At 72.3% G+C, this 23,563-nt stretch carries 24 protein-coding genes; 13 read left to right on the top strand and 11 right to left on the bottom strand.

The genetic code is table 11. The features are described from left to right. Positions 1-17: 17 nt before the first annotated feature. Complete coding sequence (locus ACF1GV_RS27250; RefSeq protein WP_391685528.1) at positions 18-992, top strand: ABC transporter ATP-binding protein; 975 nt, start codon at positions 18-20, stop codon at positions 990-992. Next, the gene (locus ACF1GV_RS27245; protein ID WP_391685526.1) at positions 979-1,941 is read left to right on the top strand and encodes an ABC transporter permease; all 963 of its coding nucleotides are present in this window, start codon (positions 979-981) and stop codon (positions 1,939-1,941) included. The genes ACF1GV_RS27250 and ACF1GV_RS27245 overlap by 14 nt, the downstream gene beginning before the upstream one ends. Here the strand turns inward: ACF1GV_RS27245 and ACF1GV_RS27240 are convergent. Further along, the gene (locus tag ACF1GV_RS27240) at positions 1,938-2,531 is read right to left on the bottom strand and encodes a flavodoxin family protein (RefSeq protein WP_391685524.1); all 594 of its coding nucleotides are present in this window, start codon (positions 2,529-2,531) and stop codon (positions 1,938-1,940) included. The genes ACF1GV_RS27245 and ACF1GV_RS27240 overlap by 4 nt on opposite strands. A 220-nt stretch (positions 2,532-2,751) precedes the next feature. After that, positions 2,752-3,291 carry an NUDIX hydrolase gene (locus ACF1GV_RS27235; RefSeq protein ID WP_391685522.1) on the bottom strand — a complete coding sequence of 180 codons (540 nt, stop codon included), beginning with the start codon at positions 3,289-3,291 and terminating at the stop codon, positions 2,752-2,754. Between the two features lie 463 nt (positions 3,292-3,754). Between ACF1GV_RS27235 and ACF1GV_RS27230 the strand changes: the two genes are divergently transcribed. Further along, positions 3,755-4,735, top strand: a complete 981-nt coding sequence (locus ACF1GV_RS27230) for a hypothetical protein (protein ID WP_391685520.1) — start codon at positions 3,755-3,757, stop codon at positions 4,733-4,735. Between the two features lie 29 nt (positions 4,736-4,764). Here ACF1GV_RS27230 and ACF1GV_RS27225 read toward each other — a convergent pair whose 3' ends face one another. Both ACF1GV_RS27225 and ACF1GV_RS27220 read right to left on the bottom strand, forming a co-directional pair. After that, positions 4,765-5,712 carry a M28 family metallopeptidase gene (locus ACF1GV_RS27225; RefSeq protein WP_391685518.1) on the bottom strand — a complete coding sequence of 316 codons (948 nt, stop codon included), beginning with the start codon at positions 5,710-5,712 and terminating at the stop codon, positions 4,765-4,767. Between the two features lie 135 nt (positions 5,713-5,847). Further along, positions 5,848-6,315 (bottom strand): VOC family protein, encoded by a 468-nt coding sequence (locus ACF1GV_RS27220; protein WP_391685516.1) that lies wholly within the window; start codon positions 6,313-6,315, stop codon positions 5,848-5,850. Between the two features lie 21 nt (positions 6,316-6,336). Here ACF1GV_RS27220 and ACF1GV_RS27215 point away from each other — a divergent pair, with 21 nt between their 5' ends. Then, complete coding sequence (locus tag ACF1GV_RS27215) at positions 6,337-6,978, top strand: CGNR zinc finger domain-containing protein (RefSeq protein ID WP_391685514.1); 642 nt, start codon at positions 6,337-6,339, stop codon at positions 6,976-6,978. Positions 6,979-7,023: 45 nt separating this feature from the next. Here ACF1GV_RS27215 and rarD read toward each other — a convergent pair whose 3' ends face one another. After that, a complete protein-coding gene (rarD, locus tag ACF1GV_RS27210; protein WP_391685513.1) occupies positions 7,024-8,028 on the bottom strand; it encodes an EamA family transporter RarD in 1,005 nt (334 codons plus the stop codon). 128 nt (positions 8,029-8,156) lie between these two features. Next, positions 8,157-9,011, bottom strand: coding sequence for an SDR family oxidoreductase (locus ACF1GV_RS27205; protein ID WP_391685512.1), 855 nt, complete (start codon positions 9,009-9,011; stop codon positions 8,157-8,159). Positions 9,012-9,117: 106 nt separating this feature from the next. On the opposite strand from ACF1GV_RS27205, the gene ACF1GV_RS27200 reads away from it, so the two are divergent. Next, the gene (locus tag ACF1GV_RS27200; protein WP_391685511.1) at positions 9,118-9,522 is read left to right on the top strand and encodes a winged helix-turn-helix transcriptional regulator; all 405 of its coding nucleotides are present in this window, start codon (positions 9,118-9,120) and stop codon (positions 9,520-9,522) included. A gap of 12 nt (positions 9,523-9,534) precedes the next feature. Here the strand turns inward: ACF1GV_RS27200 and ACF1GV_RS27195 are convergent, their stop codons facing one another. From ACF1GV_RS27195 to ACF1GV_RS27175, 5 genes are all read right to left on the bottom strand, one after another. Beyond that, a complete protein-coding gene (locus ACF1GV_RS27195) occupies positions 9,535-10,593 on the bottom strand; it encodes a 2-oxoacid:ferredoxin oxidoreductase subunit beta (RefSeq protein WP_391685509.1) in 1,059 nt (352 codons plus the stop codon). Beyond that, positions 10,586-12,514, bottom strand: a complete 1,929-nt coding sequence (locus ACF1GV_RS27190) for a 2-oxoacid:acceptor oxidoreductase subunit alpha (protein WP_391685508.1) — start codon at positions 12,512-12,514, stop codon at positions 10,586-10,588. The genes ACF1GV_RS27195 and ACF1GV_RS27190 overlap by 8 nt, the downstream gene beginning before the upstream one ends. A gap of 196 nt (positions 12,515-12,710) precedes the next feature. Further along, complete coding sequence (locus tag ACF1GV_RS27185; RefSeq protein WP_391685507.1) at positions 12,711-13,424, bottom strand: LuxR C-terminal-related transcriptional regulator; 714 nt, start codon at positions 13,422-13,424, stop codon at positions 12,711-12,713. Positions 13,425-13,588: 164 nt separating this feature from the next. Continuing rightward, the gene (locus ACF1GV_RS27180; protein ID WP_391685505.1) at positions 13,589-14,926 is read right to left on the bottom strand and encodes a sensor histidine kinase; all 1,338 of its coding nucleotides are present in this window, start codon (positions 14,924-14,926) and stop codon (positions 13,589-13,591) included. 169 nt (positions 14,927-15,095) lie between these two features. Next, the gene (locus ACF1GV_RS27175; RefSeq protein ID WP_391685503.1) at positions 15,096-16,316 is read right to left on the bottom strand and encodes a sensor histidine kinase; all 1,221 of its coding nucleotides are present in this window, start codon (positions 16,314-16,316) and stop codon (positions 15,096-15,098) included. Between the two features lie 248 nt (positions 16,317-16,564). Between ACF1GV_RS27175 and ACF1GV_RS27170 the strand changes: the two genes are divergently transcribed. Genes ACF1GV_RS27170 through ACF1GV_RS27135 form a run of 8 tightly spaced genes read left to right on the top strand, consistent with a single transcriptional unit; the run spans position 16,565 to position 23,559 of the window. Continuing rightward, a complete protein-coding gene (locus tag ACF1GV_RS27170; RefSeq protein WP_361630935.1) occupies positions 16,565-16,951 on the top strand; it encodes an NADH-quinone oxidoreductase subunit A in 387 nt (128 codons plus the stop codon). Then, complete coding sequence (locus tag ACF1GV_RS27165) at positions 16,942-17,565, top strand: NADH-quinone oxidoreductase subunit B (RefSeq protein WP_391685501.1); 624 nt, start codon at positions 16,942-16,944, stop codon at positions 17,563-17,565. Before ACF1GV_RS27170 ends, ACF1GV_RS27165 begins: the two co-directional genes overlap by 10 nt. Next, entirely contained in the window at positions 17,562-19,037 is a 1,476-nt protein-coding gene (locus tag ACF1GV_RS27160) for an NADH-quinone oxidoreductase subunit C (protein WP_391685499.1), read from the top strand. Before ACF1GV_RS27165 ends, ACF1GV_RS27160 begins: the two co-directional genes overlap by 4 nt. After that, complete coding sequence (locus ACF1GV_RS27155; RefSeq protein ID WP_391685498.1) at positions 19,034-20,002, top strand: NADH-quinone oxidoreductase subunit H; 969 nt, start codon at positions 19,034-19,036, stop codon at positions 20,000-20,002. The genes ACF1GV_RS27160 and ACF1GV_RS27155 overlap by 4 nt, the downstream gene beginning before the upstream one ends. Before the next feature lie 2 nt (positions 20,003-20,004). Continuing rightward, complete coding sequence (locus tag ACF1GV_RS27150; RefSeq protein ID WP_391685496.1) at positions 20,005-20,550, top strand: NuoI/complex I 23 kDa subunit family protein; 546 nt, start codon at positions 20,005-20,007, stop codon at positions 20,548-20,550. After that, positions 20,547-21,179: an NADH-quinone oxidoreductase subunit J gene (locus ACF1GV_RS27145; RefSeq protein ID WP_391685494.1), complete on the top strand. Its 633-nt coding sequence runs from the start codon at positions 20,547-20,549 to the stop codon at positions 21,177-21,179. The genes ACF1GV_RS27150 and ACF1GV_RS27145 overlap by 4 nt, the downstream gene beginning before the upstream one ends. Beyond that, positions 21,179-21,568: an NADH-quinone oxidoreductase subunit NuoK gene (gene nuoK, locus ACF1GV_RS27140; RefSeq protein ID WP_391685492.1), complete on the top strand. Its 390-nt coding sequence runs from the start codon at positions 21,179-21,181 to the stop codon at positions 21,566-21,568. The genes ACF1GV_RS27145 and nuoK overlap by 1 nt, the downstream gene beginning before the upstream one ends. Next, positions 21,565-23,559 (top strand): NADH-quinone oxidoreductase subunit L, encoded by a 1,995-nt coding sequence (locus ACF1GV_RS27135; RefSeq protein ID WP_391685490.1) that lies wholly within the window; start codon positions 21,565-21,567, stop codon positions 23,557-23,559. The genes nuoK and ACF1GV_RS27135 overlap by 4 nt, the downstream gene beginning before the upstream one ends. Positions 23,560-23,563: the final 4 nt, after the last annotated feature.

Genomic DNA, 23,563 nt, shown 5'->3' with positions numbered 1-23,563 from the left:
AAACGATCGGGGAGCCGATGGACGACGCGCCCGCCGCACGGGGTGAGCAGGAGCCGGACGACGAGTACGTCATCCACACCCGCGCCCTCACCAAGCGCTACCGCGGCGGGCAGCTCGCCGTCGACGGCCTGGACCTGACCGTCCCGGCGGGCAGCGTCTTCGGCTTCCTCGGTCCGAACGGATCGGGCAAGACCACCACCATCCGCATGCTGATGGGCCTCATCGAGCCCACCTCCGGCGCCGCGCGCGTGCTCGGGCAGCCGATGCCCCGGGCCGTCCGCTCGGTACTGCCGCAGGTCGGCGCGCTGATCGAAGGGCCCGCGCTGTACGGCTTCCTCTCCGGCCGGGACAACCTGCTCCGCTACGACGCCGCCGACCCGACCGCCGACCCGCGCACCCGGCGCACGCGGGTCGCCACGGCGCTGGAGCGGGTCGGGCTGACGGCCGCCGCCGGAAAGAAGGCAAGGGCGTACTCGCTGGGGATGAGGCAGCGGCTGGGGCTCGCCGCCGCGCTGCTCCAGCCCCGCCGCCTGCTCGTGCTGGACGAGCCGACCAACGGGCTCGATCCGCAGGGCATGCGCGAGATCCGGGCGCTGGTGCGGGAGCTGGCGTCTGACGGCACAACCGTCTTCCTCTCCTCGCACCTCCTCGACGAGATCGAGCAGGTGTGCACGCACGCCGCGGTGATGGCGCGCGGGCGTCTCATCGTCCAGGGCGCGGTCTCCGACCTGGCGGCGCGGGCGCGCGGGCGGCTGGTGGTGACCACGCCGGACGTCTCCGACGCCGCCCGGGTGCTGAAGGAACAGGGGGTCGGGGACGTCGTCGTGGCGGAGGACCGGGTGACGGGTGAGCCGCCGGAGCGGGAGCCGGCCGACATCAACGCGGCGTTGGTCGCGGCGGGGATACGGGTGCGGGGCTTCGGGGTGGAACGAGCTTCGCTGGAGGACGCGTTCGTGGCGCTGACCGGGGAGGGCTTCGATGTCGCAGGATGACAACGCCAGGACCGCCGGGACGACCGCGACCACAACCACCACCGGCACCACAACCACTACGGCCCCCGACCTCGCTCCCGCGCCCGCCGCCGGGGCGGTCCGGGCGGTGCGGCCGCTGTGGACCCTGGGACTCTTCCGCAGCGAACTGCTGGTCACCCTGCGGCGCTGGCGCACGCTCGCGCTGCTGGGAGTGCTGGCCGCGGTGCCCGTCCTGGTCGGGATCGCCGTGCGGATCGAGACGGGGGACGGTTCGTCGTCGGGTTCCCAGGGCGGTGGGGGACCGGCGTTCATCTCGCAGGTCACCAACAACGGCCTGTTCCTCGTCTTCACCGCGCTGGCCGCGACGCTGCCGTTCTTCCTGCCGATGGCGGTCGGAGTGATCGCGGGCGACGCCATCGCCGGCGAGGCGAGCGCGGGCACCCTGCGCTACCTCCTGGTCGCGCCGGCGGGCCGCACGCGGCTGCTGCTCGCCAAGTACGCGACGACGATGGCGTTCTGTCTGCTCGCCACCCTCGTCGTCGCGGCGTCGGCGCTGCTGGTCGGGGCCCTGCTCTTCCCGCTCGGCGATCTGACGACCATTTCCGGCACCCGGATCAGTTTCGCGGAGGGGCTGGCCCGGGCCCTGCTCATCGCGCTGGTCGTCGCCGCGTCCCTGATCGGGGTGGCGGCGCTCGGACTGTTCGTCTCCACGCTCACCAACAGCGGCATCGCGGCGATGGCGACGACCGTGGGGCTGCTGATCACCGTGCAGATCCTGGACCAGTTCCCGCAACTGCACGCGATACAGCCGTATCTGTTCTCGCACTACTGGCTGTCCTTCGCCGACCTGATGCGCGAACCGCTCTACTGGGACGACCTGGTGAAGAACCTCGGTCTCCAGGGCCTGTACGCGGCCGTGTTCGGTTCGGCGGCCTGGGCCCGCTTCACGGCGAAGGACATCACGGTCTAGCGGCTCATGCGCTCGTACGGGAAGCGGGCGAGCGGTGCCTCACTCGCGAAGAAGGTCTTGGCGCGGGTCAGCGCCGCGTGGTCGGCCAGGATGTCGCCGGGGCGGCTGCCGTTGCCGAGGAGGACGCCACCGAACCGCATCCCCAGGTAGGCGGCGGAGTTGTTGAGCGTGCCGATGAGCGGGGCGGCGACCTCTTCCTCCGGGTGCGCGAGGGCGGTCACGCCCCACAGGGTGCGCCCCGCCATCCGGGACTTGAAGTCCAGGCCGGGGGTGCGCAGCCAGCCCGACCAGTGGTCCAGGTAGCGCTTGGTGTGGGCGGAGACCGAGTACCAGTACAGCGGTGAGGCGATCACCAGGTCGGTCGCGGCGAGGGTGGCATCCAGCAGCAGTGCGGTGTTGTCCCCGGTGGGGCGGACGTGGTCACTGTCGTGGCGCAGGTCGCTGAAGTCGGGCAGCGGGTGCTCCGCGAGGCTGATCCACTCCTGCTCCACACCCTCGGGGAGCTGCTCGGCGGCCTTGCGGGCGAGCAGTTCGGTGTTGCCGTCGTCGCGGCTGCTGCCCAGCACGAACAGGAAACGTCGGGTCGTCATCGGGGCTCCTGGTGTCGGCGCGAATCTCTATGCACATACATAGAACCCGGCGAGGCGGCAGGATCTTCCCGGCGTGCACGACATCTCCTTCTGCCGCCGGTGCCACCGGCGTTCGGCGCTACGGAGCCTTCCCGGATATCGATGCCGGCGCGTTCATGTGGGTCGGGGAGCGTCACCTCGCAGCGTGCACGTGAGCTGTACGCCGAGGCCCCGGGCCGTTTCAGCCCGCCCCAGGGCCGGGGTCCAGCAGCAGGGCCATGACGCCGACGAGCGTGGCGCTGCTGACGATCTCCCGGCGGGTGATCATTCCGGGGATCCGGGCGAGCGGGATCCACTCCAGGCGGTCGGACTCGTTGCGTTCCGAAGGGGCGCCGATGCGGCGGGGGTCGTCCGCGCGGAAGAGGAAGTGGCGGGCGTCGGTGATGCCGGCCGCGGGTTCGGCGTACACCAGTTCCCGCAGCGAACCCGGTCGCCAGCCGGTCTCCTCCTCCAGTTCCCGCGCGGCGGCCTGCGCGGGTTCCTCGCCGTCCTCGACCAGGCCCATAGGCAGCTCCCAGGCCCAGCTGTCGGTGACGAAGCGGTGCCGCCACATCATCAGCACACGTTGCTGGGCGTCCACGGCGGCCGTCACCGCCACGTCGCGCAGCCGGACCACGTGGTAGTCGACCCGCGTGCCGTCGGGCTGTTCGACGTCCATGGAGCGCAGGCGCACCCAGGGGGTGTCGTACAGCGAGCGTTCCCCGTGGACCGTCCATCGCATCGCAGACTCCTTCATCACGTTCACAGGCGTACACGCATCCCAGTCACAGGCGTACACGGTTTTCGGCCCGCCCGGGGCGCGGAGCCGATCTCCGGGCGCGCGCGTGCCTTCGGCGGTGGCGGCCAGGCTAGGCTCGGTGGTGACACCGGCTCACGCGCGCGCTGTCGTCCGTGCGGGGCGAGTCGGTGAGGACGGCGTCCCGGGCGCCGTGCCGGGCGGGCCGGTCATTGAACCGTCGGTGCCCCGCCGGCACCGGTTTCCCGCAGGTGAGGGCTCCGGCCCGGCTTCTGCGACGAGGCTGTGACGCCGCGGTGACGCGGGGCCTGGCAAAGGGCGGGACACTCGACGACAGGGAGCAGCCGGCCGACCCGACCGGCCCAGCGAGTGAGGGAGCGACATGTCGCGGTTCAGCCGGGGGCGAAGGGATGGGCGCGCGTCCGCGGAGCTGCCGGCCGACGGGTCCGTGGCTGCACCGATCGAGGTCCTGGTGCTGCCCGCGGGGCCTGGAGGCGGTGGAGCCTTCATCGGCGGCGTGCCGGTCGCAGCGGTGGAGGGCGAGGAGATCCAGCGCACGGTTCTGGCGCGCCTGCACCGTATGGCCCTGGCCGCGGGGTACCCCGTGCGGGTGACGATCCACGACGAGCGCGTCGGCCGCGTCATCCCCCTCCAGGTGAACCTGGACGGATCGAGCCTTCTGACGGCCGAGCCGGTGCCGGCGACACAGCGACCTGCACCGGAACCGGGAAGGGAGCAGCCGGCGCCGGGAAGCAGGCAGCCGGCGCCGAACGGGGGACAGCCGGCGCCGAACCGGGGACAGCCGATCGCGTCTGCGCCGGTGCGGGCGCCCCACGCGGCCGACGCCCCGCCCGCCGCGCCCAGCGGCTTCGACGCCGACGCCGACGCCGACGCCCCGCCCCCCGCGCCCAGCGGGTTCGACGCCGTCGCCGAGGCCGTGCTCGCCGACGACACCGGCAGTGCGTCGCCGGGCGGCCTGTCGTACTTCACCGAACCGCTGGCCCGCATCAGCGAAGCGGTGCGCGGCGGACGGATAGAAGAGGCTGCCCACCTGGCTGATCACGCGGCGTCGCAGGCGGACCGGCTGGGCCCGGACCACCCCGACGTGATGTGGCTCGGCGAACTGTCCGCCTACATCGCCTACCTGTCCGGCGAACCGGCCCGCGCCTGTCACCTCTCCCTCGGCCTGGCTCGTGCGCGGCGCAGGCAGCAGGACCCGGAGGCCGCCTACGGCAATGTGCAGAGCGCGGCCACCGCGTGGCGGGCGGTACGCGACCCGCGCCAGGGCCTCAGCCTGGGCGGTGAGCTGATCGACCTGTGGGACGGGCTCGCCGCCGGGAACGGCCCCGCCGCCGAAGACGCCGAGCAGCTCCGGTCGGCCCGTGCCCGCATGGACCGCCTCGCCGCCCGCGCCGCCGACGGCGGCTGACGGACGATCAGGAGAGCCTCACGACAGCGTCACGACGACAGCGTCCACAACGCGTACGCGATGGCGTCGCTGTTGTGGTCCAGTGCCGTGTCGTTGATGTTGGCGGTCGTGTCGCACGACGAGTGGTAGCAGCGGTCGAATGCCTGCCCCGCCGTCCCGCCCCACTTGGCGGCCTGGGCTGAGGTCTTGATGTAGTCGGCGCCGCTGAACAGCCCGCCCACCGGCACGCCGGCGTTCTTGAAGGGCGCGTGGTCGGAGCGGCCGTCGCCCTCGGTCTCGGGCTCGGTGGGGATGCCGAGTCCGGCGTAGTAGTCCTTGAAGGTCTTCTCGAGGGCCGGGTCGTCGTCGTAGACGAAGTACCCGGGGTTCGGTGAGCCGATCATGTCGAAGTTCAGGTAGCCGGTGATGCGGGCGCGGTCGGTCGGGGACAGTCTGCCCACGTAGTACCGGGAGCCGACCATGCCCAGCTCCTCCGCGCCCCACCACGCGAAGCGCAGGTGCTTGGCGGGGTGGTAGCCGGTCCGGGCGACGGCGAGCGCGGTCTCCAGAATCGCCGCGGAGCCCGAGCCGTTGTCGTCGATGCCGGGCCCGGCGGTCACGCTGTCGAGGTGGGCGCCGGTCATGAGGACCCGGCCCGTGTCGCCGCCGGGCCAGTCGGCGATCAGGTTGTAGCCGGTGCGGCCGGAGGAGGTGAACTGCTGGACGGCGGTGGTGAACCCGGCCGCGTCCAGCTTGGCCTTCACATAGTCGAGGGAGGCCCTGTAGCCGGCGCTGCCGTGCGCCCGGTTGCCGCCGTTGGCGGTGGCGATGGACTGCAGCTGGGCGAGGTGGGCCTTGACGCCCGCGACGGGGATGTCGGGAGCGGCGGCGGCCGCGGTGGGGGCGGGCGCCGCCCCGGCTATGGATCCGGTGGCGATCAGGGCGGCGCCGGCGACGACGGCAGCGGCCGTCGCCCGCGCGGAAACGGAGAGGTTCATGTGGGGGGCTCCGAATTCCTTGAGGAATGGGGTGCCCGATGGTGAAGCTGAGCCTGACGTTCCGTCAAGAGCGCAAGCCGGACAGCGCTGTTCGCATATCGGATCGTTCACCGGACCCGCGCGAAAGCCCCACGCTCAGTGCACGCAGAACTCGTTGCCCTCCGGGTCCGCCATCACCACCCACTGCCCGCTCGGCTCCTTCACCTCCCGCAGCACGCTCGCCCCGAGCCCCTTCAGCCGCTCCACCTCGCCCGCGCGCCGGCCATCGCCCGGGTGTAGATCGAGGTGGAGCCGGTTCTTCACGGTCTTCGGCTCCGGCACCCGCTGGAACAGCAGCCGCCGCCCCAGCCCGGTGCCGCTGTGCGGGTCGTACGGGTCCTGCGGATGTCGTACGGCGACCAGGTCCCGGAAGGCGGGGCGGCCGTGGAACTCCACGGTGGCCGCGCCCGGCAGCGCGCCGGCGGCGAGCAGCTGCTCGATGAGCGCGGCGTTGTCCTCCACCTCGTAGTGCAGCGCGGCGGCCCAGAAGTCGGCCTGGGTGTGCGGATCGGCGGCGTCAATGACGATCTTGAAGTGCACCGGAGCCGGTGCCGTCGTGGTCATGTAACCAGTAATAATGGTTACATGAGCGAGCGCGCAACGGAATCGCCGGAGCCGGCCGACTCCTTCCCCGGTCTGACCCGGTACGCCCATGACGGCCGGCCCTACCGCTTCGACCCCGGCGCGCTGTGCCTGGAGCTGCTGACGACCGGCGGGCCCGGTGCCTTCGCCCGGTACGAGGTGCTGCACACGCCTGCCGACCTGGCCGCCTGGGCCGCCCGCAGCCGACTCGGCCGACTTCCGCAGGGGCTCGGCCTGCGGGTCACGGATGCGGAACTGGCCCGGGTCCGCGACGTCCGTGACGCGCTCTTCCTGCTCACCGCCGACCGTGCGCACGGACGCCCGCTGCGCCCGGACCTGGTCGCGACGCTCAACGAGGCGGCCGCGCAGCCGTCGCTGGTGTCCCGACTTGCCCCGGAGGGCACGCGTGCGTGGGTGCCGGGCGCGACCGCCACCCAGCTGCTGTCCACGGTCGCCCGTGACGCGATCGACCTGTTCAGCGGTCCGTACGCGGACCGCGTCCGCGAGTGCGGCGCCCACGACTGCTACCTGCTCTTCGTCGACACCTCCCGCCCGGGCCGCCGCCGCTGGTGCGCGATGGAACACTGCGGCAACCGCGAGAAGGTCCGCGCCCACCGGGCCCGGACCCACCGCGCGGCGCAGTGAGCACGCCTGGGCGCCCACGCCCGTCGCCGGGACCCGTGTCCCGGTCTACGCCTCCACGTGAGGCGCCGCCGGTGTCGCGGCCGTCGGCGACTCGATCGCCGGAATCCCGGCCGCCGCGGGCGCGGTCACCGTGGCCGCGAGGGTCGTCCGCAGGCGGGCCGCGCGGCGGGCCGTGCGGAGGCTGTCGACGGTGAGGAGGATCAGGGCCAGCCAGACGAGCGCGAAGCCGGCCCAGCGCTCGGGCGGCATGGCCTCGTGGAAGTAGAGGACCCCGCACAGGAACTGGAAGACCGGGGCGAGGTACTGCAGCAGCCCCAGCGTGGACAGCGGCACGCGGATCGCGGCCGCGCCGAAGCAGACCAGCGGGATCGCGGTGACCACGCCGGTGGAGGCGAGCAGCGCGGTGTGCCCGGGGCCCTCGGTGGTGAACGTCGAGTGTCCCTGCGCGGTCAGCCACAGCAGATAGCCGAGCGCGGGCAGGAACTGGATCGCGGTCTCGGCGGCCAGCGACTCCACGCCGCCGAGGTTCACCTTCTTCTTCATCAGGCCGTAGGTGGCGAAGGAGAAGGCGAGGATCAGGGAGATCCACGGCGGGCGGCCGTAACCGACGGTCAGGACGACCACGGCGGCCAGGCCGACGCCGACGGCGGCCCACTGCGCGGGCCGCAAACGCTCACCCAGCAGCAGCACGCCCATGGCGATGGTGACGAGCGGGTTGATGAAGTAGCCGAGCGAGGCCTCGACGACATGGCCGCTGTTCACGGCCCAGATGTAGACGCCCCAGTTGATGCTGATGACGCCCGCGGCGACCGCGACGAGGCCCAGTCGGCGCGGCTGCCGCAGCAGCTCACCGGCCCAGCGCCACCGCCGCATGACGAGCAGCACCGCGGCGACGACGACGAAGGACCACATCATCCGGTGGGCGAGCACCTCGCCGGCGCCCGCGGGCTCCAGCAGGGGGAAGAAGAGCGGGAACAGCCCCCACATCCCATACGCCGCGAAGCCGTTCAGCAGGCCTACGCGCTGCTCACTCTTCGACGTCCCGCCCACGGGCTCCTCCTTCGCCTCACCACATGCCTCCACGAAGGTAGCGCCGCGCCGCCCGGCTGTCATGCCCGTATCGCCATACGGTCATGACAGTGCGGGCGGGTGAGACGCGCGGCCCTCCAGCAAGCCGCTCAGCCCTTCAGTGCGGCGGCGATCGCCTCGGCGAGCGGTGTGGTCGGGCGGCCGGCCAGGCGGGACAGGTCGCCGGAGGTGACCTCCAGCTCGCCCTTCTCGATGGAGACGTCCACGCCGGCGAAGACCGCGGCGAGCGGCTCGGGCAGCCCGGCACCGGTCAGGATGCCGGTGAGCGCCTCCGGGGTGACCGGGTTGTAGGCGATCTCCTCGCCTGTCTGCCGGCTCAGCTCGGCCGCGTACTCGTCGAAGCTCCACGCGATGTCGCCGCCCAGCTCGTACGTCCGGTTCTCGTGCCCCTCGCCGGTCAGCACGGCGACGGCGGCGGCCGCGTAGTCGGCGCGCGAGGCCGAGGACACGCGGCCTTGGCCGGCCGCCGCGACGACGGCGCGGTGCTCCAGGACCGGGGCCAGGTTCTCCGTGTAGTTCTCGTGGTACCAGCCGTTGCGCAGCAGCACGTAGGGCAGGCCGGAGGCGAGCAGTGCCTCCTCGGTGGCCCGGTGGTCGTCGGCGAGCGCGGCGGTGAGGCTGCCGGGTGCGCTGGTGTAGGCGAGGAGGGCGACGCCCGCGGCCTTCGCGGCGTCGATGACGACCTGGTGCTGGCCCGTGCGGCCCTTGTCGAACTCGTTGCCGGAGACCAGCAGCACCCTGTCGCCGGCCTTGAAGAGGCCCACGAAGGTCTCGGGGGCGTTGTAGTCGGCGACCGCGAGGCGCACGCCGCGCTCGGCGAGGTCGGCGGCCTTCTCCGGGGTGCGCACGACGGCGGTGACCTGGTCGGCGGGGACCTTCTCCAGCAACTGCTCAACGACGTGACGGCCGAGCTTTCCGGTGGCTCCGGTGACGACGATGCTCATGGTCTGCGATCTCCTCGGGGGGTGTGTCCGTTCTCCGTTGTCTGACACCCACCCTACGGATGGCGCTAACTTATGGAAAGTACCCACTTTGAAGTAAGGTACTGACATGGCAGTAAGTGCAGTGGGCTCCGACGCCGAGGCGATGTGCCCCTACCGGCTCGTCCTGGAGCACGTCACCAGCCGCTGGGGCGTGCTCGTCCTGATCGCGCTGCTGGAGCGCTCCTACCGGTTCAGCGAGCTGCGCCGCGAGGTGAGCCGCGTCGGCCGGGCCGTCAGCGAGAAGATGCTCACCCAGACCCTGCAGACCCTGGAGCGCGACGGCCTGGTCCACCGCGACGCCAAGCCGGTCATCCCGCCCCGCGTCGACTACTCCCTGACCGAAGTGGGCCGCGAGGCCGCCGAACAGATCCGCGCACTGACCCTGTGGACCGAGCGGCGCATGCCCGACGTGGAACGGGCCCGCACGGCATACGACGAGGCCCGGGACGTGTCCTCGTCCCGGGCCTCGTGAGGGAAGGCGTCGTCAGCCGACGACCGTCCACGTGTCGCCGCCGGCCAGGAGCGCGGCGAGGTCGCCCTTGCCGCGCTGTTCGACCGCGGTGTCGAGCTGGTCGGCCATGAGGGTGTCGTAGACCGGGCGGTCCACGGAGCGCAACACGCCGATCGGAGTGTGGTGCAGGGTGTCCGGGTCAGCGAGCCGGGACAGCGCGAAGGCCGTGGTCGGGGAGGCGGCGTGGGCGTCGTGGACGAGGACGTCGGCCTCGTTCTCCGGCGTCACATCGACCACCCGCAGATCCCCGGTGCGTGCGTCCCGCACGACCCCGCGGCCGCCGTCGGTGCCGAAGCGGATGGGCTGCCCGTGCTCCAGACGGATCAGGGCCTCGGCGGCCTGCTGCTGGTCCTTGAGGGCGTCGAAGGCGCCGTCGTTGAAGATGTTGCAGTTCTGGTAGATCTCGATCAGCGCGGTGCCGGGGTGGGCGGCCGCCTGCCGCAGGACCTCCGTGAGGTGCTTGCGGTCGGAGTCGATCGTGCGGGCGACGAAGGTGGCCTCCGCGCCGAGCGCCAGCGACACCGGGTTGAAGGGGGCGTCCAGGGAGCCCATCGGCGTCGACTTGGTGATCTTGCCGAGTTCGGAGGTCGGGCTGTACTGACCCTTGGTCAGGCCGTAGATCCGGTTGTTGAACAGCAGGATCTTGAGGTTGACGTTACGGCGCAGGGCGTGGATGAGGTGGTTGCCGCCGATGGACAGGGCGTCACCGTCGCCGGTCACCACCCACACCGACAGGTCCCGGCGCGAGGTCGCCAGGCCGGTGGCGATGGCCGGGGCGCGGCCGTGGATGGAGTGCATCCCGTAGGTGTTCATGTAGTACGGGAAGCGGGAGGAGCAGCCGATGCCGGAGACGAAGACGATGTTCTCGCGGGCCAGGCCCAGCTCGGGCATGAAGCCCTGCACCGCGGCCAGGATCGCGTAGTCGCCGCAGCCCGGGCACCAGCGCACCTCCTGGTCCGACTTGAAGTCCTTCATCGACTGCTTGGCCTCGGCCTTGGGGACCAGCTGAAGCAGCGTGTCGGCGTCAGTCATGGATGGCCTCCTTCAGAGCCGCGGCGAGCCTCTCCGCCTTGAACGGCATGCCGTTGACCTGGGTGTGGGAACGGGCGTCGACGAGGTACTTCGCCCGGATCAGGGTGGCGAGCTGGCCGAGGTTCATCTCGGGGACCACCACCTTGTCGTAAGCCTTCAGGACCTCACCGAGGTTGCGCGGGAAGGGGTTGAGGTGGCGCAGGTGCGCCTGAGCGATCGGCTCCCCGGCCGCCCGCAGCCGCCGTACCGCCGCCGTGATCGGTCCGTAGGTGGAGCCCCAGCCCAGCACCAGCGTGCGCGCCTGCTGCGGGTCGTCGACCTCCAGCTCCGGCACCTCGATGCCGTCGACCTTGGCCTGCCGGATGCGGACCATGAAGTCGTGGTTGGCCGGGTCGTAGGAGATGTTGCCGGTGCCGTCCTGCTTCTCGATGCCGCCGATGCGGTGCTCGAGACCCGGCGTGCCCGGCACCGACCACGGCCGGGCCAGGGTGTGCGGGTCGCGCTTGTAGGGCCAGAAGACCTCGGTGCCGTTGTCCAGGGTGTGGTTCGGGCCCTGCGCGAACTGCACCCGCAGGTCCGGCAGGTCGTCCACCTCGGGGATGCGCCACGGCTCGCTGCCGTTGGCCAGATAGCCGTCCGAGAGGAGGAACACCGGCGTGCGGTAGAGCAGCGCGATCCGCGCGGCCTCCAGCGCGGCGTCGAAGCAGTCCGCCGGCGTCCTCGGCGCGACGACCGGCACCGGGGCCTCGCCGTTGCGGCCGTACATCGCCTGCAGCAGGTCCGCCTGCTCCGTCTTGGTCGGCAGACCGGTGGAGGGGCCGCCGCGCTGGATGTCCACGATCAGCAGCGGCAGCTCCAGCGAGACCGCCAGACCGATCGTCTCCGACTTCAGCGCCACACCCGGCCCGGAGGTCGTCGTGACCGCCAGCGAGCCGCCGAACGCCGCGCCCAGTGCGGCACCGATGCCGGCGATCTCGTCCTCGGCCTGGAAGGTGCGCACGCCGAAGTTCTTGTGCCGGCTCAGCTCGTGCAGGATGTCCGAGGCCGGTGTGATCGGGTACGAACCCAGGAACAGCGGCAGGTCGGCCTGGCGGGAGGCGGTGATCAGGCCGTAGGCGAGGGCCAGGTTGCCGGAGATGTTGCGGTACAGCCCGGGCGGGAACGCCTTCGCCGCCGGCGCGACCTCGTAGGAGACCGCGAAGTCCTCGGTCGTCTCACCGAAGTTCCAGCCCGCCCGGTAGGCGGTGATGTTGGCCTCGGCGATCTGAGGCTTCTTCGCGAACTTCGTGCGCAGGAACGCCTCGGTGCCCTCGGTCGGGCGGTGGTACATCCACGACAACAGCCCCAGCGCGAACATGTTCTTGCTGCGCTCGGCCTCCTTGCGGGAGAGGTCGAAGTCCTTCAGCGCCTCCACCGTGAGGGCGGTCAGCGGCACCGGGTGCAGGCTGTAGCCGTCCAGCGAGCCGTCTTCCAGCGGGTTGGAGTCGTAGCCGACCTTCTGCATGGCCCGCTTGGTGAACTCGTCGGTGTTGACGATGATCTCCGCGCCGCGCGGCATGTCGCCGATGTTCGCCTTCAGGGCGGCCGGGTTCATCGCCACCAGAACGTTCGGCGCGTCGCCCGGGGTGAGGATGTCGTGGTCGGCGAAGTGCAGCTGGAAGCTGGAGACACCCGGCAGGGTGCCGGCGGGCGCGCGGATCTCGGCCGGGAAGTTCGGCAGGGTGGAGAGGTCGTTGCCGAAGGACGCGGTCTCCGAGGTGAACCGGTCACCCGTGAGCTGCATGCCGTCACCCGAGTCCCCCGCGAACCGGATGATCACCCGGTCCAGCCGGCGGACGTCCTTCCCCCCGGCCGGTCTGCGCTGCTCTCCTACGACGGTGTTGTCGGCCTGCTCCGCTGGGCTGCTGACCTGACTGGTCACTGAACTGGACCTCCCTCGAGGCGGCTGTCGGGAGCGGCCCTCCCACGGGCCTTCCCAGGATCAACCCTACGTCTGTAAGGGTCGCCTTCCCTTGACTTTTCGCATGGTGGTCACCCGACCGCCCTGCTGCCGCTGCCGCCGGCCGTGCGCGTCACAGGTCCGGGTTCCCCCACCCGTGGCGCTGTCCCGGGGGCACTCAGGAGTTCAGATACGTCAGCACGGCGAGCACCCGGCGGTGGTCGCCCTGGCTCGGGGACAGGCCGAGCTTCAGGAAGATGTTGCTGACGTGCTTCTCCACCGCGCCGTCACTGACGACCAGCTGCTTGGCGATGGCCGAATTCGTACGCCCCTCGGCCATCAGCCCGAGGACCTCCCGCTCCCTCGGAGTGAGCCCGGCGAGGACGTCCTGCTTGCGGGAGCGGCCCAGCAACTGGGCGACGACCTCGGGATCGAGGGCCGTACCGCCGTCGGCGACGCGCACCACCGCGTCCACGAACTCGCGCACCTCGGCCACGCGGTCCTTGAGCAGATAGCCGACGCCGCGGCTCGAACCGGCCAGCAGCTCGGTGGCGTACCGCTCCTCGACGTACTGCGACAGCACCAGCACCCCGAGCCCGGGATGCGCCTTGCGCAGCTGTACGGCGGCCCGTACGCCCTCGTCGGTGTGGGTGGGCGGCATCCGTACGTCCGCGACGACGACGTCGGGCAGCGCGCCCTCCGCGTCCAGCTCGGCGATGGTCTTCACCAGCGCCTCGGCGTCCCCCACACCGGCGACGACGTCGTGCCCGCGGTCGGTGAGCAGCCGCGTCAGCCCCTCCCGCAGCAGCACCGAGTCCTCGGCGATGACCACCCGCACCCTGACCTCCACGACGCTGTTCCCCCCACACTGCGCGACAACAGGGCCCAGCATTCCACCAACGGGGGCGAACCGCGGACGCGGCAGGGCGCGGAGGGGGGACGGGTGTCGGATTCCGGCCGGGGAGGCGAGTGCCGCGAAGGGGCGGGGTGCCCGCGGGCGGGGCTCAGGGGTACGGGACCGGCCCGGCCGGGGGTGGCCTGGCGGTCGGCGGGGGCTCAGTGGGTTCGCCAGGGGAGTTCCGCTGTGATGCGGGTCGGGCCGCCGGGCGGGGAGACGACGACGAGGATGCCGTCGACCGCGTCGAGACGTTCGGCCAGGCCGGTGAGACCGGAGCCGGGGGCGGGGGCCGCGCCGCCGGCCCCGTCGTCCGTGACCTGGAGCATCAGCCGGTCCTCCGCCCGCCACACGTCGACCGTGGCGGACCTCGCCCCGCTGTGCTTGCCGATGTTCTGCAGCAGCTCGCAGACCGTGAAGTAGGCGATGCCCTCGATCGCGAGGGCCGGCCGTGACGGCAGGTCCACCTCCACCCGCACCGGCACCGCGGACCGGGAGGCCACGGCGGACAGGGCCGCGTCCAGCCCGCGGTCGGTCAGCACCGCCGGATGGATGCCGCGCGCCAGGTCCCGCAGTTCCTGCAGCGCCGTCTTCACCTCGCCGTGTGCCTCGTCCACCATCCGCGCCGCCGCCCGCGGGTCCTCCCGCAGCTTCTCCTTCGCCAGCCCCAGATCCATGGCCAGGTTGACCAGCCGGGCCTGCGCCCCGTCGTGCAGATCGCGCTCGATGCGCCGCAGATCGGCCGCCGCCGTGTCCACGACCACCCCGCGGTCCGACTCCAGCTCCACCACCCGCGCCCCCAGCCGCGACGGGCCGAGCAGCCCGTGCACCAGCAGCCGGTCCACCGTGGTCAGCGCCCGCACGATCCACGGCGTGGCCATCGTGAACAGCGCCCCCACCAGCACCGTCACGGTGATCTCGAAGGGGTTGTCGAGGTAGACGCGGTGGTGCTCGTCGCCGTACAGCTGCAGGCCGCCCTGCCCGGCGTACATCGGGAAGACCCAGAACCACAGCGGGTACGTCAGCATCGCCCAGCCGTACGCCCAGAACGCCAGCGCCACGCAGAAGGAGAACACCGCCCAGGGGAACTGCAGCACGGCGTACAGCAGGTGCCGCCAGGACGCGCCGCTCTTGAGGATCGCGCCCATCCAGCCCATCAGGCCGTCCTTGCGGGGCCGCAGCGGCTCCGGGTCGGCCACCTCCACACCGAGCAGCCCGCGCGCCCGCGCCCGCTCCAGCGCGCCGAATCCCCGGCAGCCGGCGAGCGCCGCCGCCAGCACCGGGACGCCGAGGAACGTCACCAGCAGGCCGGCCCCGAGGGAGACCATCGTGACCGCGAAGACGAACAGCACGATCCCGATCGGCAGGCCCAGCAGCACATACCCCAGCTCACGCCGGCTGCGCCTCTCGAACGGCGCCCGCAGCGCCGCGGGCATCCGGTGCCTCCGGGTGCCGTCGTCGTACCCCGCCCGGTAGCGCTCTTGGTACTCCATGGCCATCGCTGTCCGTCCGTTCCTGCTCGCGGCCGCCGTCCGGCTGCACGCCCTGTCACCTGCCTCCAGCCTGCTGCGCCGCAGGTCGGCGGACCATGGAGGCCGTCGGCGTCTTGGCCGGGGGTTTTCCCCACCTCGGGAGCGGGCGTTCTCCCGCCTCACCGGCGCGTGCGCCTCAGGAGCGGCCGTCACCTTCCGTGCGGTCGCGCCAGGGCAGCTCCGCCGTGACCGTCGTCGGGCCGCCGGGCGGGGAGTCGACGACGAACAGGCCGTCCACGGCGTCCAGCCGCTCCGCCAGGCCCCGCATCCCACTGCCGCGGTCCGGCGACGCGCCGCCGCGGCCGTCGTCCCACACCTGGATCAGCAGCCGGTCGTCGGACCGCCACACCTCCACCGTCGCGGACCTCGCCCCGCTGTGCTTGCTGATGTTCTGCAGCAGCTCGGACACCGTGAAGTAGGCGATGCCCTCGATCGCGGCGGCAGGCCGCGACGGCAGCTCGGCGGTCACCTTCACCGGCACCGTGCACCGGGACGCCACGGACGACAGGGCCGCGTCCAGCCCGCGGTCGGTCAGCACCGCCGGATGGATGCCGCGCGCCAGGTCCCGCAGTTCCTGCAGCGCCAGCTTCACCTCGCCGTGCGCCTCGTCGACCATCGCGGCCACGTGCTCGTCGGCCTGGCCCTCCAGCAGTTTCTCCTTCGCCAGGCCGAGCCCCATGGCCAGGTTGACCAGCCGGGCCTGCGCCCCGTCGTGCAGATCGCGCTCGATGCGCCGCAGATCGGCCGCCGCCGTGTCCACGACCACCCCGCGGTCCGACTCCAGCTCCGCGATACGGCGCTCCAGCTCGTCCGAGGGCGACAGCAGCCCGCGCACCAGCGCCCGGTCCACGTTGCTCATCCCGCGCGCCAGGAACGGCAGCACCGGCCACAGCACGAACAGCGAGGTGAACGTCACCGTGAACGTGACGATGCCCCACGGCAGCCGGACCAGGTCGTACAGCGCCGTCCGCCAGGCCACCGAGTCCTTCAGCACCATCCACATCCGGCCGAAGGAACCGTCCGCACGGTGCAGCGGCAGCCGGCTCGGCTCCTCAACCCGCACCCCCAGCAGCGCCCGCGCCCGGGCCCGTTCGAACCGTCCCATCAGCCGCGCGCCCATCAGGGCCAGCGCCAGCAGCGGGAAGCCGATCACGGTGATCGTCAGCGTGCCGCTCACCAGCAGCACGGTCATGACATAGACGAAGCCGATCAGCGTCAGCGGGAGGTTCGCCAGGAGATGGGCGATCTCTTTCCAGGTGCGCGCGTCATAGGCGAGGCGGGCCGGCGGCGGACGGTCGTCGTCGGCCGGCGGGCGGCCGGGGTCGGCCGGTCGGCGAGCGGGGTCGGTTGCGGTCATATGGGTCAGCGTGCCGCGCGCCGCCCTGCGGCGCCATGAGGTCGCCCGGCCTCGCTCCGGTGGGGAAAACCCCACCCTCCCCGCGGGCCGCGCGTCTCAAGACGTGACGGGCTGCTTACCGCCTCTTTATCAGGGCCTAGACTCCCGTGCGTACAGATCGTCGAACACTGTCGACCACTGCGACGGTCGTCGAAAGCCGAGAAACGCGAAACACGAAGCCAGGGAGCGAGGAGACGGACGTGCGGGAAATGACCGTCGTCGTCGCGGCGGACTACTTCCACTCCTATTCGGTCGTGGGACTGCTCGCCGTGGTCGGCGTGCTCTTCGTCGCCGTCGCCTTCGGGGCGGGCCGCCTGCTGCGGCCCGTCGTGCCCACGCCCGAGAAACTCCTGACGTACGAGTGCGGCGTGGACCCCGTCGGCGAGGGCTGGGCGCACACCCAGGTCCGCTACTACGTCTACGCGTTCCTGTACGTCATCTTCGCCGTCGACTCGATCTTCCTCTTCCCGTGGGCGACGGTCTTCGCCGCGCCCGGCTACGGCGCGGCCACGCTGGTGGAGATGTTCATCTTCCTCGGCTTCCTCGCCGTGGGTCTGCTGTACGCGTACAAGAAGGGCGTCCTGGCATGGACGTGAACCCGGCTGTCCCGGAGCCTGCTGTCCCGGAGCCCGTGCTGCTTCCCGAGCCGAAGAGGCTGGGCGCGCTCGCCCGCCTGGCCCCCGAGCCGATGAAGGTGGTCCTGAACTGGGGCCGCCGCTACTCCCTGTGGGTCTTCAACTTCGGCCTGGCCTGCTGCGCGATCGAGTTCATCGCCGCGTCGATGTCCCGCCACGACTTCATCCGGCTCGGCGTCATCCCGTTCGCGCCGGGCCCCCGCCAGGCCGACCTGATGGTCGTCTCCGGCACCGTCACGGACAAGATGGCCCCGGCAGTCAAGCGCCTGTACGAGCAGATGCCCGAGCCGAAGTACGTCATCTCCTTCGGCGCCTGCTCCAACTGCGGCGGACCGTACTGGGACTCCTACTCCGTCACCAAGGGCGTCGACCAGATCATCCCCGTCGACGTGTACGTCCCCGGCTGCCCGCCGCGGCCCGAGGCGCTGCTCCAGGGCATCCTCAAGCTCCAGGAGAAGATCGCCCGCGAGTCCCTCGGCGAGCGCTACGGCCACGGCGCCTCCCGCCCGTCGCCGGCGGCCCTGCAGAGCGGCCTGGTGCGGCCGCCGCAGTCCGCGCAGGGGGAGGACCGATGAGCGCCGGCACGGTCGGCTGGCTGCCCGCCGACGCCGAGGAGCTCTTCGGTACGGCGGCGACGGCCGAGGAGTCGTACGACGTTCTGACCGTCGACGTCCCGCCGGAGTCCTGGCTCGCGGCGCTGACGACGGCCCGTGACCGGCTGGGCTGCACCTACTTCGACTGGCTGAGCGCGGTCGACGAGCCCGGGGTCGGCTTCCGCATCGCCGCGCACGTGGCGGCGCTGGGCCCGGTGCGGCGCCTGCTGGTGCGCACGACCGTGCCCCACGACGCCCCGGTGCTGCCGACGGCCGTCGCGGTGTACGCGGGCGCGGCCTGGCACGAACGCGAGACGCACGAGATGTTCGGCGTCGGCTTCGAGGACCACCCGAACCTCGATCACCTGCTGCTCCCCGACACCTTCGAGGGCCACCCGCTGCGCAAGGACTTCGTCCTGGCCGCCCGGGTCGCCAAGGCCTGGCCCGGCGCCAAGGAGCCGGGGGAGTCCGAGCACGGCGGCCCCAAGCGCCGCCAGATGCTGCCGCCGGGCGTCCCCGACCCCAACGAGTGGGGCCCGCTCAAGGGTCAGCTCCCCCCGGCGCCGGCCCGCCCGGCCCGAACGGGGCGTGCCGCGGGTGCGGGTGCGGCCGGTGCGGGGCGCGCTGCGGGTGCCGCCGGTGCCGACCGTGCCGCGGCCGCGGCGGGGGAGCGGCCGGCGCGCCGCATGCGCACGGCGTCCGAGGGCTCAGCGAGCCAGGCCGCGGCAGGTACTCCGGAGACGGCGGGGACCGACGTCCCGGAGGCCGCCTCCGCAGCGCCTGCCCGCCCGCGCCGGACGCGCAGCGCGAGCGAGGGCTCGGCGAGCCAGGCCGGGCCACGTCCGGCGGAGCAGAACGGCGACAACGCGGTCGGGCCCGCCGACGCGGCGACGCGCAAGCAGGACGCGGCCGAGGGCGACGCCTCCCGCGCGGCGGCGGAGGGCCCGGCCGCCGAGGCCTCGGTGGCGCATGAGCCCGGCCCGGCACCGGCCCGTCCGCGCCGGGCACGCAGCGCCTCGCAGGGCTCGGCCTCCCAGCAGACCGAGGCCGAGCAGCCCACGCCGCCGGAGCCCACGGCGGCAGAGCCCACGGCACCCGAAAGCCCCGCCCGGCCCGGCCGCCGGAGCTCGGACGCCCCGTGGCACCACGCCCGCCCGGCCTTCGACGAAGCGGAGACGCAGCGCGAGCCGGAGCAGGAGCCGGAGCCCGAACCAAAGACCCAGCCCAAGCCGGCGCCCGAGCCCGAACCGGCGCCCGAGCCGGCCGGCGACGACGTGGACCCGGCCGGCAAAGCCGCCCCCGGCGCCGGCGACGGAGCCGACCCCGCCACCGAAGCCGGTAAAACCGGCGGCGCCGACGAATCCCAAGGCGCCCAAGGCACTCAAGGCACTCAAGACGCCCGAGACGCCCGCGACACCGAAGATCCCCACGACCCCGCAGGAGGCCCGCAGTGAACGGCGCTCTCGACGTCGCCCTGCGACTCGTGGTCGTCTTCGTCGTCTTCCTCACCTTCCCCCTCATCGTGGGTCAGACCGAACACAAGGTCATGGCCCACATGCAGGGCCGCCTCGGCCCGATGTACGCCGGCGGCTTCCACGGCTGGGCGCAGCTGATCGCCGACGGCGTGAAGTTCGCGCAGAAGGAGGACGTCGTCCCCGCGGGCGCCGACCGCCGTATCTTCCAGCTCGCGCCGGCCGTCGCCCTGCTGCCGTATCTGCTCGTGCTGCTCGCCATTCCGATCGGCCCGGGCGAGGGCGCGGTCGGGCAGGCGCTGGACGCCGGTGTCTTCTTCGTCCTCGCCGTGATGGGCGTCGGCGTGCTCGGCTCCCTCATGGCCGGCTGGGCCAGCGCGAACAAGTTCTCCCTCCTCGGCGGCCTGCGCACCGCCGCCCAGCTCCTGGCCTACGAACTGCCGATGCTGCTCACCGCCGCCTCCGTGGCGATGGCGGCCGGCACGGTGTCCATCCCCGGCATCCTCGACGCCTTCGAGTGGTGGTGGCTGCCCTGGCAGATCGTCGGCGCGATCGTCTTCTTCGTCGCCGGTCTCGCCGAGCTCCAGCGGCCCCCGTTCGACATGCCCATCGCCGACTCGGAGATCATCTTCGGCGCGTACACCGAGTACACCGGCCTGCGCTTCGCCCTGTTCCTGCTCGCCGAGTACGCCGGGATCATCGTCCTGTGCGGCCTGACCACCGTCCTCTTCCTCGGCGGCTGGCACGGCCCCTGGGGCGCCGACGGCCTGGGCTGGGTGTGGACCCTGCTGAAGACCGCGGTTCTCGCCTTCATCGTGATCTGGCTGCGCGTCACCTATCCGCGGCTGCGCGAGGACCAGCTCCAGAAGTTCTCCTGGACCCTCCTCGTCCCCCTCTCCCTCGCCCAGATCGCCCTCACCGGCATCGTCAAGGTGGTGATCCAGTAGCTATGGCGATTCCCGGCAGCGGCCTGGCCAAGGGCCTGGCCGTCACCCTGCGCACGATGACGAAGAAGCACGTCACCGAGCAGTACCCGGACGCCCAGCCCGAGCTGCCGCCGCGCACCCGCGGCGTGATCGGCCTGTTCGAGGAGAACTGCACGGTCTGCATGCTCTGCGCCCGTGAGTGCCCCGACTGGTGCATCTACATCGACTCCCACAAGGAGACGGTCCCCCCGGCCACCCCCGGCGGCCGCGAGCGCAGCCGCAATGTCCTCGACCGGTTCGCGATCGACTTCTCCGTGTGCATGTACTGCGGTATCTGCATCGAGGTGTGTCCTTTCGACGCGCTGTTCTGGTCCCCGGAGTTCGAGTACGCCGAGACCGACATCCGCGACCTCACCCACGAGCGCGACAAGCTGCGCGAGTGGATGTGGACCGTCCCGGCCCCGCCCGCCCTGGACCCGGGCGCCGAGGAGCCGAAGGAGTTGTCGGCCGCCCGCAAGAGCGCCGAGAAGCTGGCCGCCGCACAGCAGACGCAGGAGGGAGAGTCGTGATCCTCGCCGCCGAGGCGGTCGCCGCTTCCCACGGTTTCCTCTCCCCGACCGGCGTGGAGATCGCCTTCGTGCTGGTCGGCCTGTTCACCTTCGGCGCCGCTCTCGTCACCGTCACCACCCGACAGCTGGTGCACGCCGCGCTGTGGCTCGTCGTCACCCTCGGCGGCCTCGCCGTCGAGTACTTGCTGCTGACGGCCGAGTTCATCGCCTGGGTGCAGGTCCTGATCTACGTCGGTTCCGTCGTCGTCCTCCTCCTTTTCGGTCTGATGCTCACCAGGGCCCCCATCGGCCGCTCCCCGGACGCCGACTCCGGCAACCGGTGGGCCGCCCTGACCGTGGCCGTGGCTGCCGCCGCCGCCCTGGTCTGGGTGGTCGTCGACGCCTTCCGCACCACCTGGATCGACCTGGACGGCCCCGCCGCCGGTTCCACGGAGGTCACCGGCGCGAGCCTGTTCCAGAACTGGGTGCTGCCCTTCGAAGCCCTCTCCGTCCTCCTCCTCGCCGCGCTCGTCGGTGCGATCGTCCTGTCCCGCAAGGCGAAGGCGAAGGCCGAGGCGGTGGCGGACGCGGCGGCGGAGGCCGGCTTCGATGCCTCCCGCGCCACGGCCGCCGGGAAGGAAGGCGCCTGATGCACCTCGCCTATCCCGCCGTCCTGTCCGCTCTCCTCTTCTGCACCGGCCTGTACGGCGTCCTCGCACGCCGCAACGCGATCCTGGTGCTGATGTCGGTCGAGCTGATGCTCAACGCCGTCAACCTCAACCTGGTCGCCTTCGACGTGTGGCTGTCCAAGGCCGCCGAGGAGACCCTGCACTCCGGGCAGGCCCTGACCCTGTTCACCATCGCCATCGCCGCCGCCGAGATCGGCATCGGCCTGGCGATCGTCCTGGCCGTCCACCGCAACCGCGGCACCTCCGACATCGACCGGCTCCGCGACACCGCCGAGGGCCCCGAGCCCGACGCCACCCGCGGCGACGCCCTCACGGCCGACGCGACCGAGAAGGCTGAGGCCACCGCGTGACCACGACCACCCTCGCCGTCCTCGTCCCCCTCCTGCCGTTCCTCGGCGCCGCCGCCGGCCTGCTGCTCGGCCGCACCGCACCCGGGTTCGTCCGCCCGTTCGCGATCCTGCCAACCCTCGCCGCTCTGGCGCTGGCCGTCGCGGTCGCCGCGGACCAGGGCGGGGGCGCCGCGATCGACGCCGCCACCGAGCTGTCCCCGACCGGCTCGGTGCCGATCGAGCTCGCGCTGCACATCGACGGCTTCGCCGCGCTGGTCGCCGTCCTCGTCGGGGTCGTCGCGACCTGCGTGCAGATCTACTCCACGGGCTACCTGCGCGACGACCCGCGCTACGCGTCGTACGCCGCCCTGGTCTCGTTGTTCACCTCCGCGATGCTGCTGGTCGTCTACTCCGGCGACCTGATCGTGCTGCTGGTCGGCTGGGAGGTCATGGGCATCTGCTCCTACTTCCTGGTCGGCCACTACTGGGAGACCCCCGAGGCGCGCGCCGCCTCGATCAAGGCCTTCCTGGTCACCAAGCTCGGCGACGTCCCCTTCCTGATCGGCCTGTTCGTCCTCGCCGGTGACACCGGCTCCTTCCGGATCACCAGGATCCTCGGCGCGGTCGCGCACGGCGGCCTGGACCACCCCACGCTGATCGCCCTGCTGCTCCTGGCCGGCGTGGCGGGCAAGTCGGCGCAGTTCCCGCTGCACACCTGGCTCCCCGACGCGATGGCGGGCCCCACGCCCGTCTCCGCGCTGATCCACGCCGCGACGATGGTCGCCGCCGGTGTCTACTTCATCGCCCGGCTCCTCCCGGTCTTCGAGGCATCCCAGGCCGCGATGGTCGTCCTCGCCGTCATGGCCGCCGTGACGATGGCCGGCTCCGGTCTCGCCGCGCTCGCCCAGGACGACATCAAGCGCGTCCTCGCCTACTCGACGATCGGCCAGCTCGGTTACATGACCGGCGCCCTCGCCGTCGGCGACCGCGGTGCCGCCGTCTTCCACCTCCTGTCGCACGGCGCCTTCAAGGCGCTGCTGTTCCTCGCCGCCGGTGCGGTCATCCACGCCGCCGGCACCAACTCGCTGGCCGCCATGTCCCGCATGGGCCACCTGCGCGACCGCGTCCCCGACGCCTACTGGACGATGACCGTGGCGCTCCTCGCGCTCGCCGCGATCCCGCCGTTCAGCGGCTTCTTCTCCAAGGAGACGGTCCTCGGCGCCGCCGAGCACGTCGTCACCGGCCACACCGAGCACGCCCCCGGCGCCGCCGGCTGGATCGTCCTCGTCGCCGGTCTGGTCACCGCCCTGCTCACCGCCGCGTACGCGACGCGGCTGTGGCTGCTGGCCTTCCGGGGCCACGGCACCGAGGCCCCGGACCACGGCCGCCAGCCGCTGACCATGACCGTCGTGCTGTGGGTGCTCGCCGTGCCCTCCCTCGCGCTCGGCGGGCTCGCCTACCGGCTGCTGCCCGACTGGTTCGACGGACTCTCCCTGGCCCCGGCCCTGACCACCTCCGTCCTCGGCACCGGCGTGGCCCTGGTCGGCGGCCTCCTCACCTACGCCGCCTGGCGCCACACCACCGCACGCGCCGCCCGCGTCCCCCTCGGCGCGGTCGCCGCCCACCCCGAGGGCGACGCCGGTCTCGTCGAGGCCGAGGCCATCGCCACCCACACGCCGGCCTACGGGGACATCGCCCACGCCCCCGACCCGGCCGACCCCGGACGCCTGCTGCTCGGCCCGCTGCACCGGCACGCGGCCGGCGGCTTCCACCTCGACGCCGTGTACCACGCGCTGTTCGTGCGTCCGGTGCAGGCCGGGGCGAGCCTCGTCAGGTTCCTCGACCGGGAGGTCGTCGACACCTACGTGCGCGGCGCGGGAGCCCTACCCCGCTGGCTCGGGGCCGCCGTGCGGCGCGCCCAGACCGGCAATGTGCAGACCTATGTGAGCGCGCTGCTCGCCGGCACCGTCGTCCTCGCGGTCGCCGCCGTCCTCGTCGCCACGGGAGCGTGAGCAG

This window comes from Streptomyces sp. NPDC014006 (genome assembly GCF_043088925.1).
Classification (GTDB): Bacteria; Actinomycetota; Actinomycetes; order Streptomycetales; family Streptomycetaceae; genus Streptomyces.
This window is presented reverse-complemented; position numbering and strand designations above follow the sequence as displayed.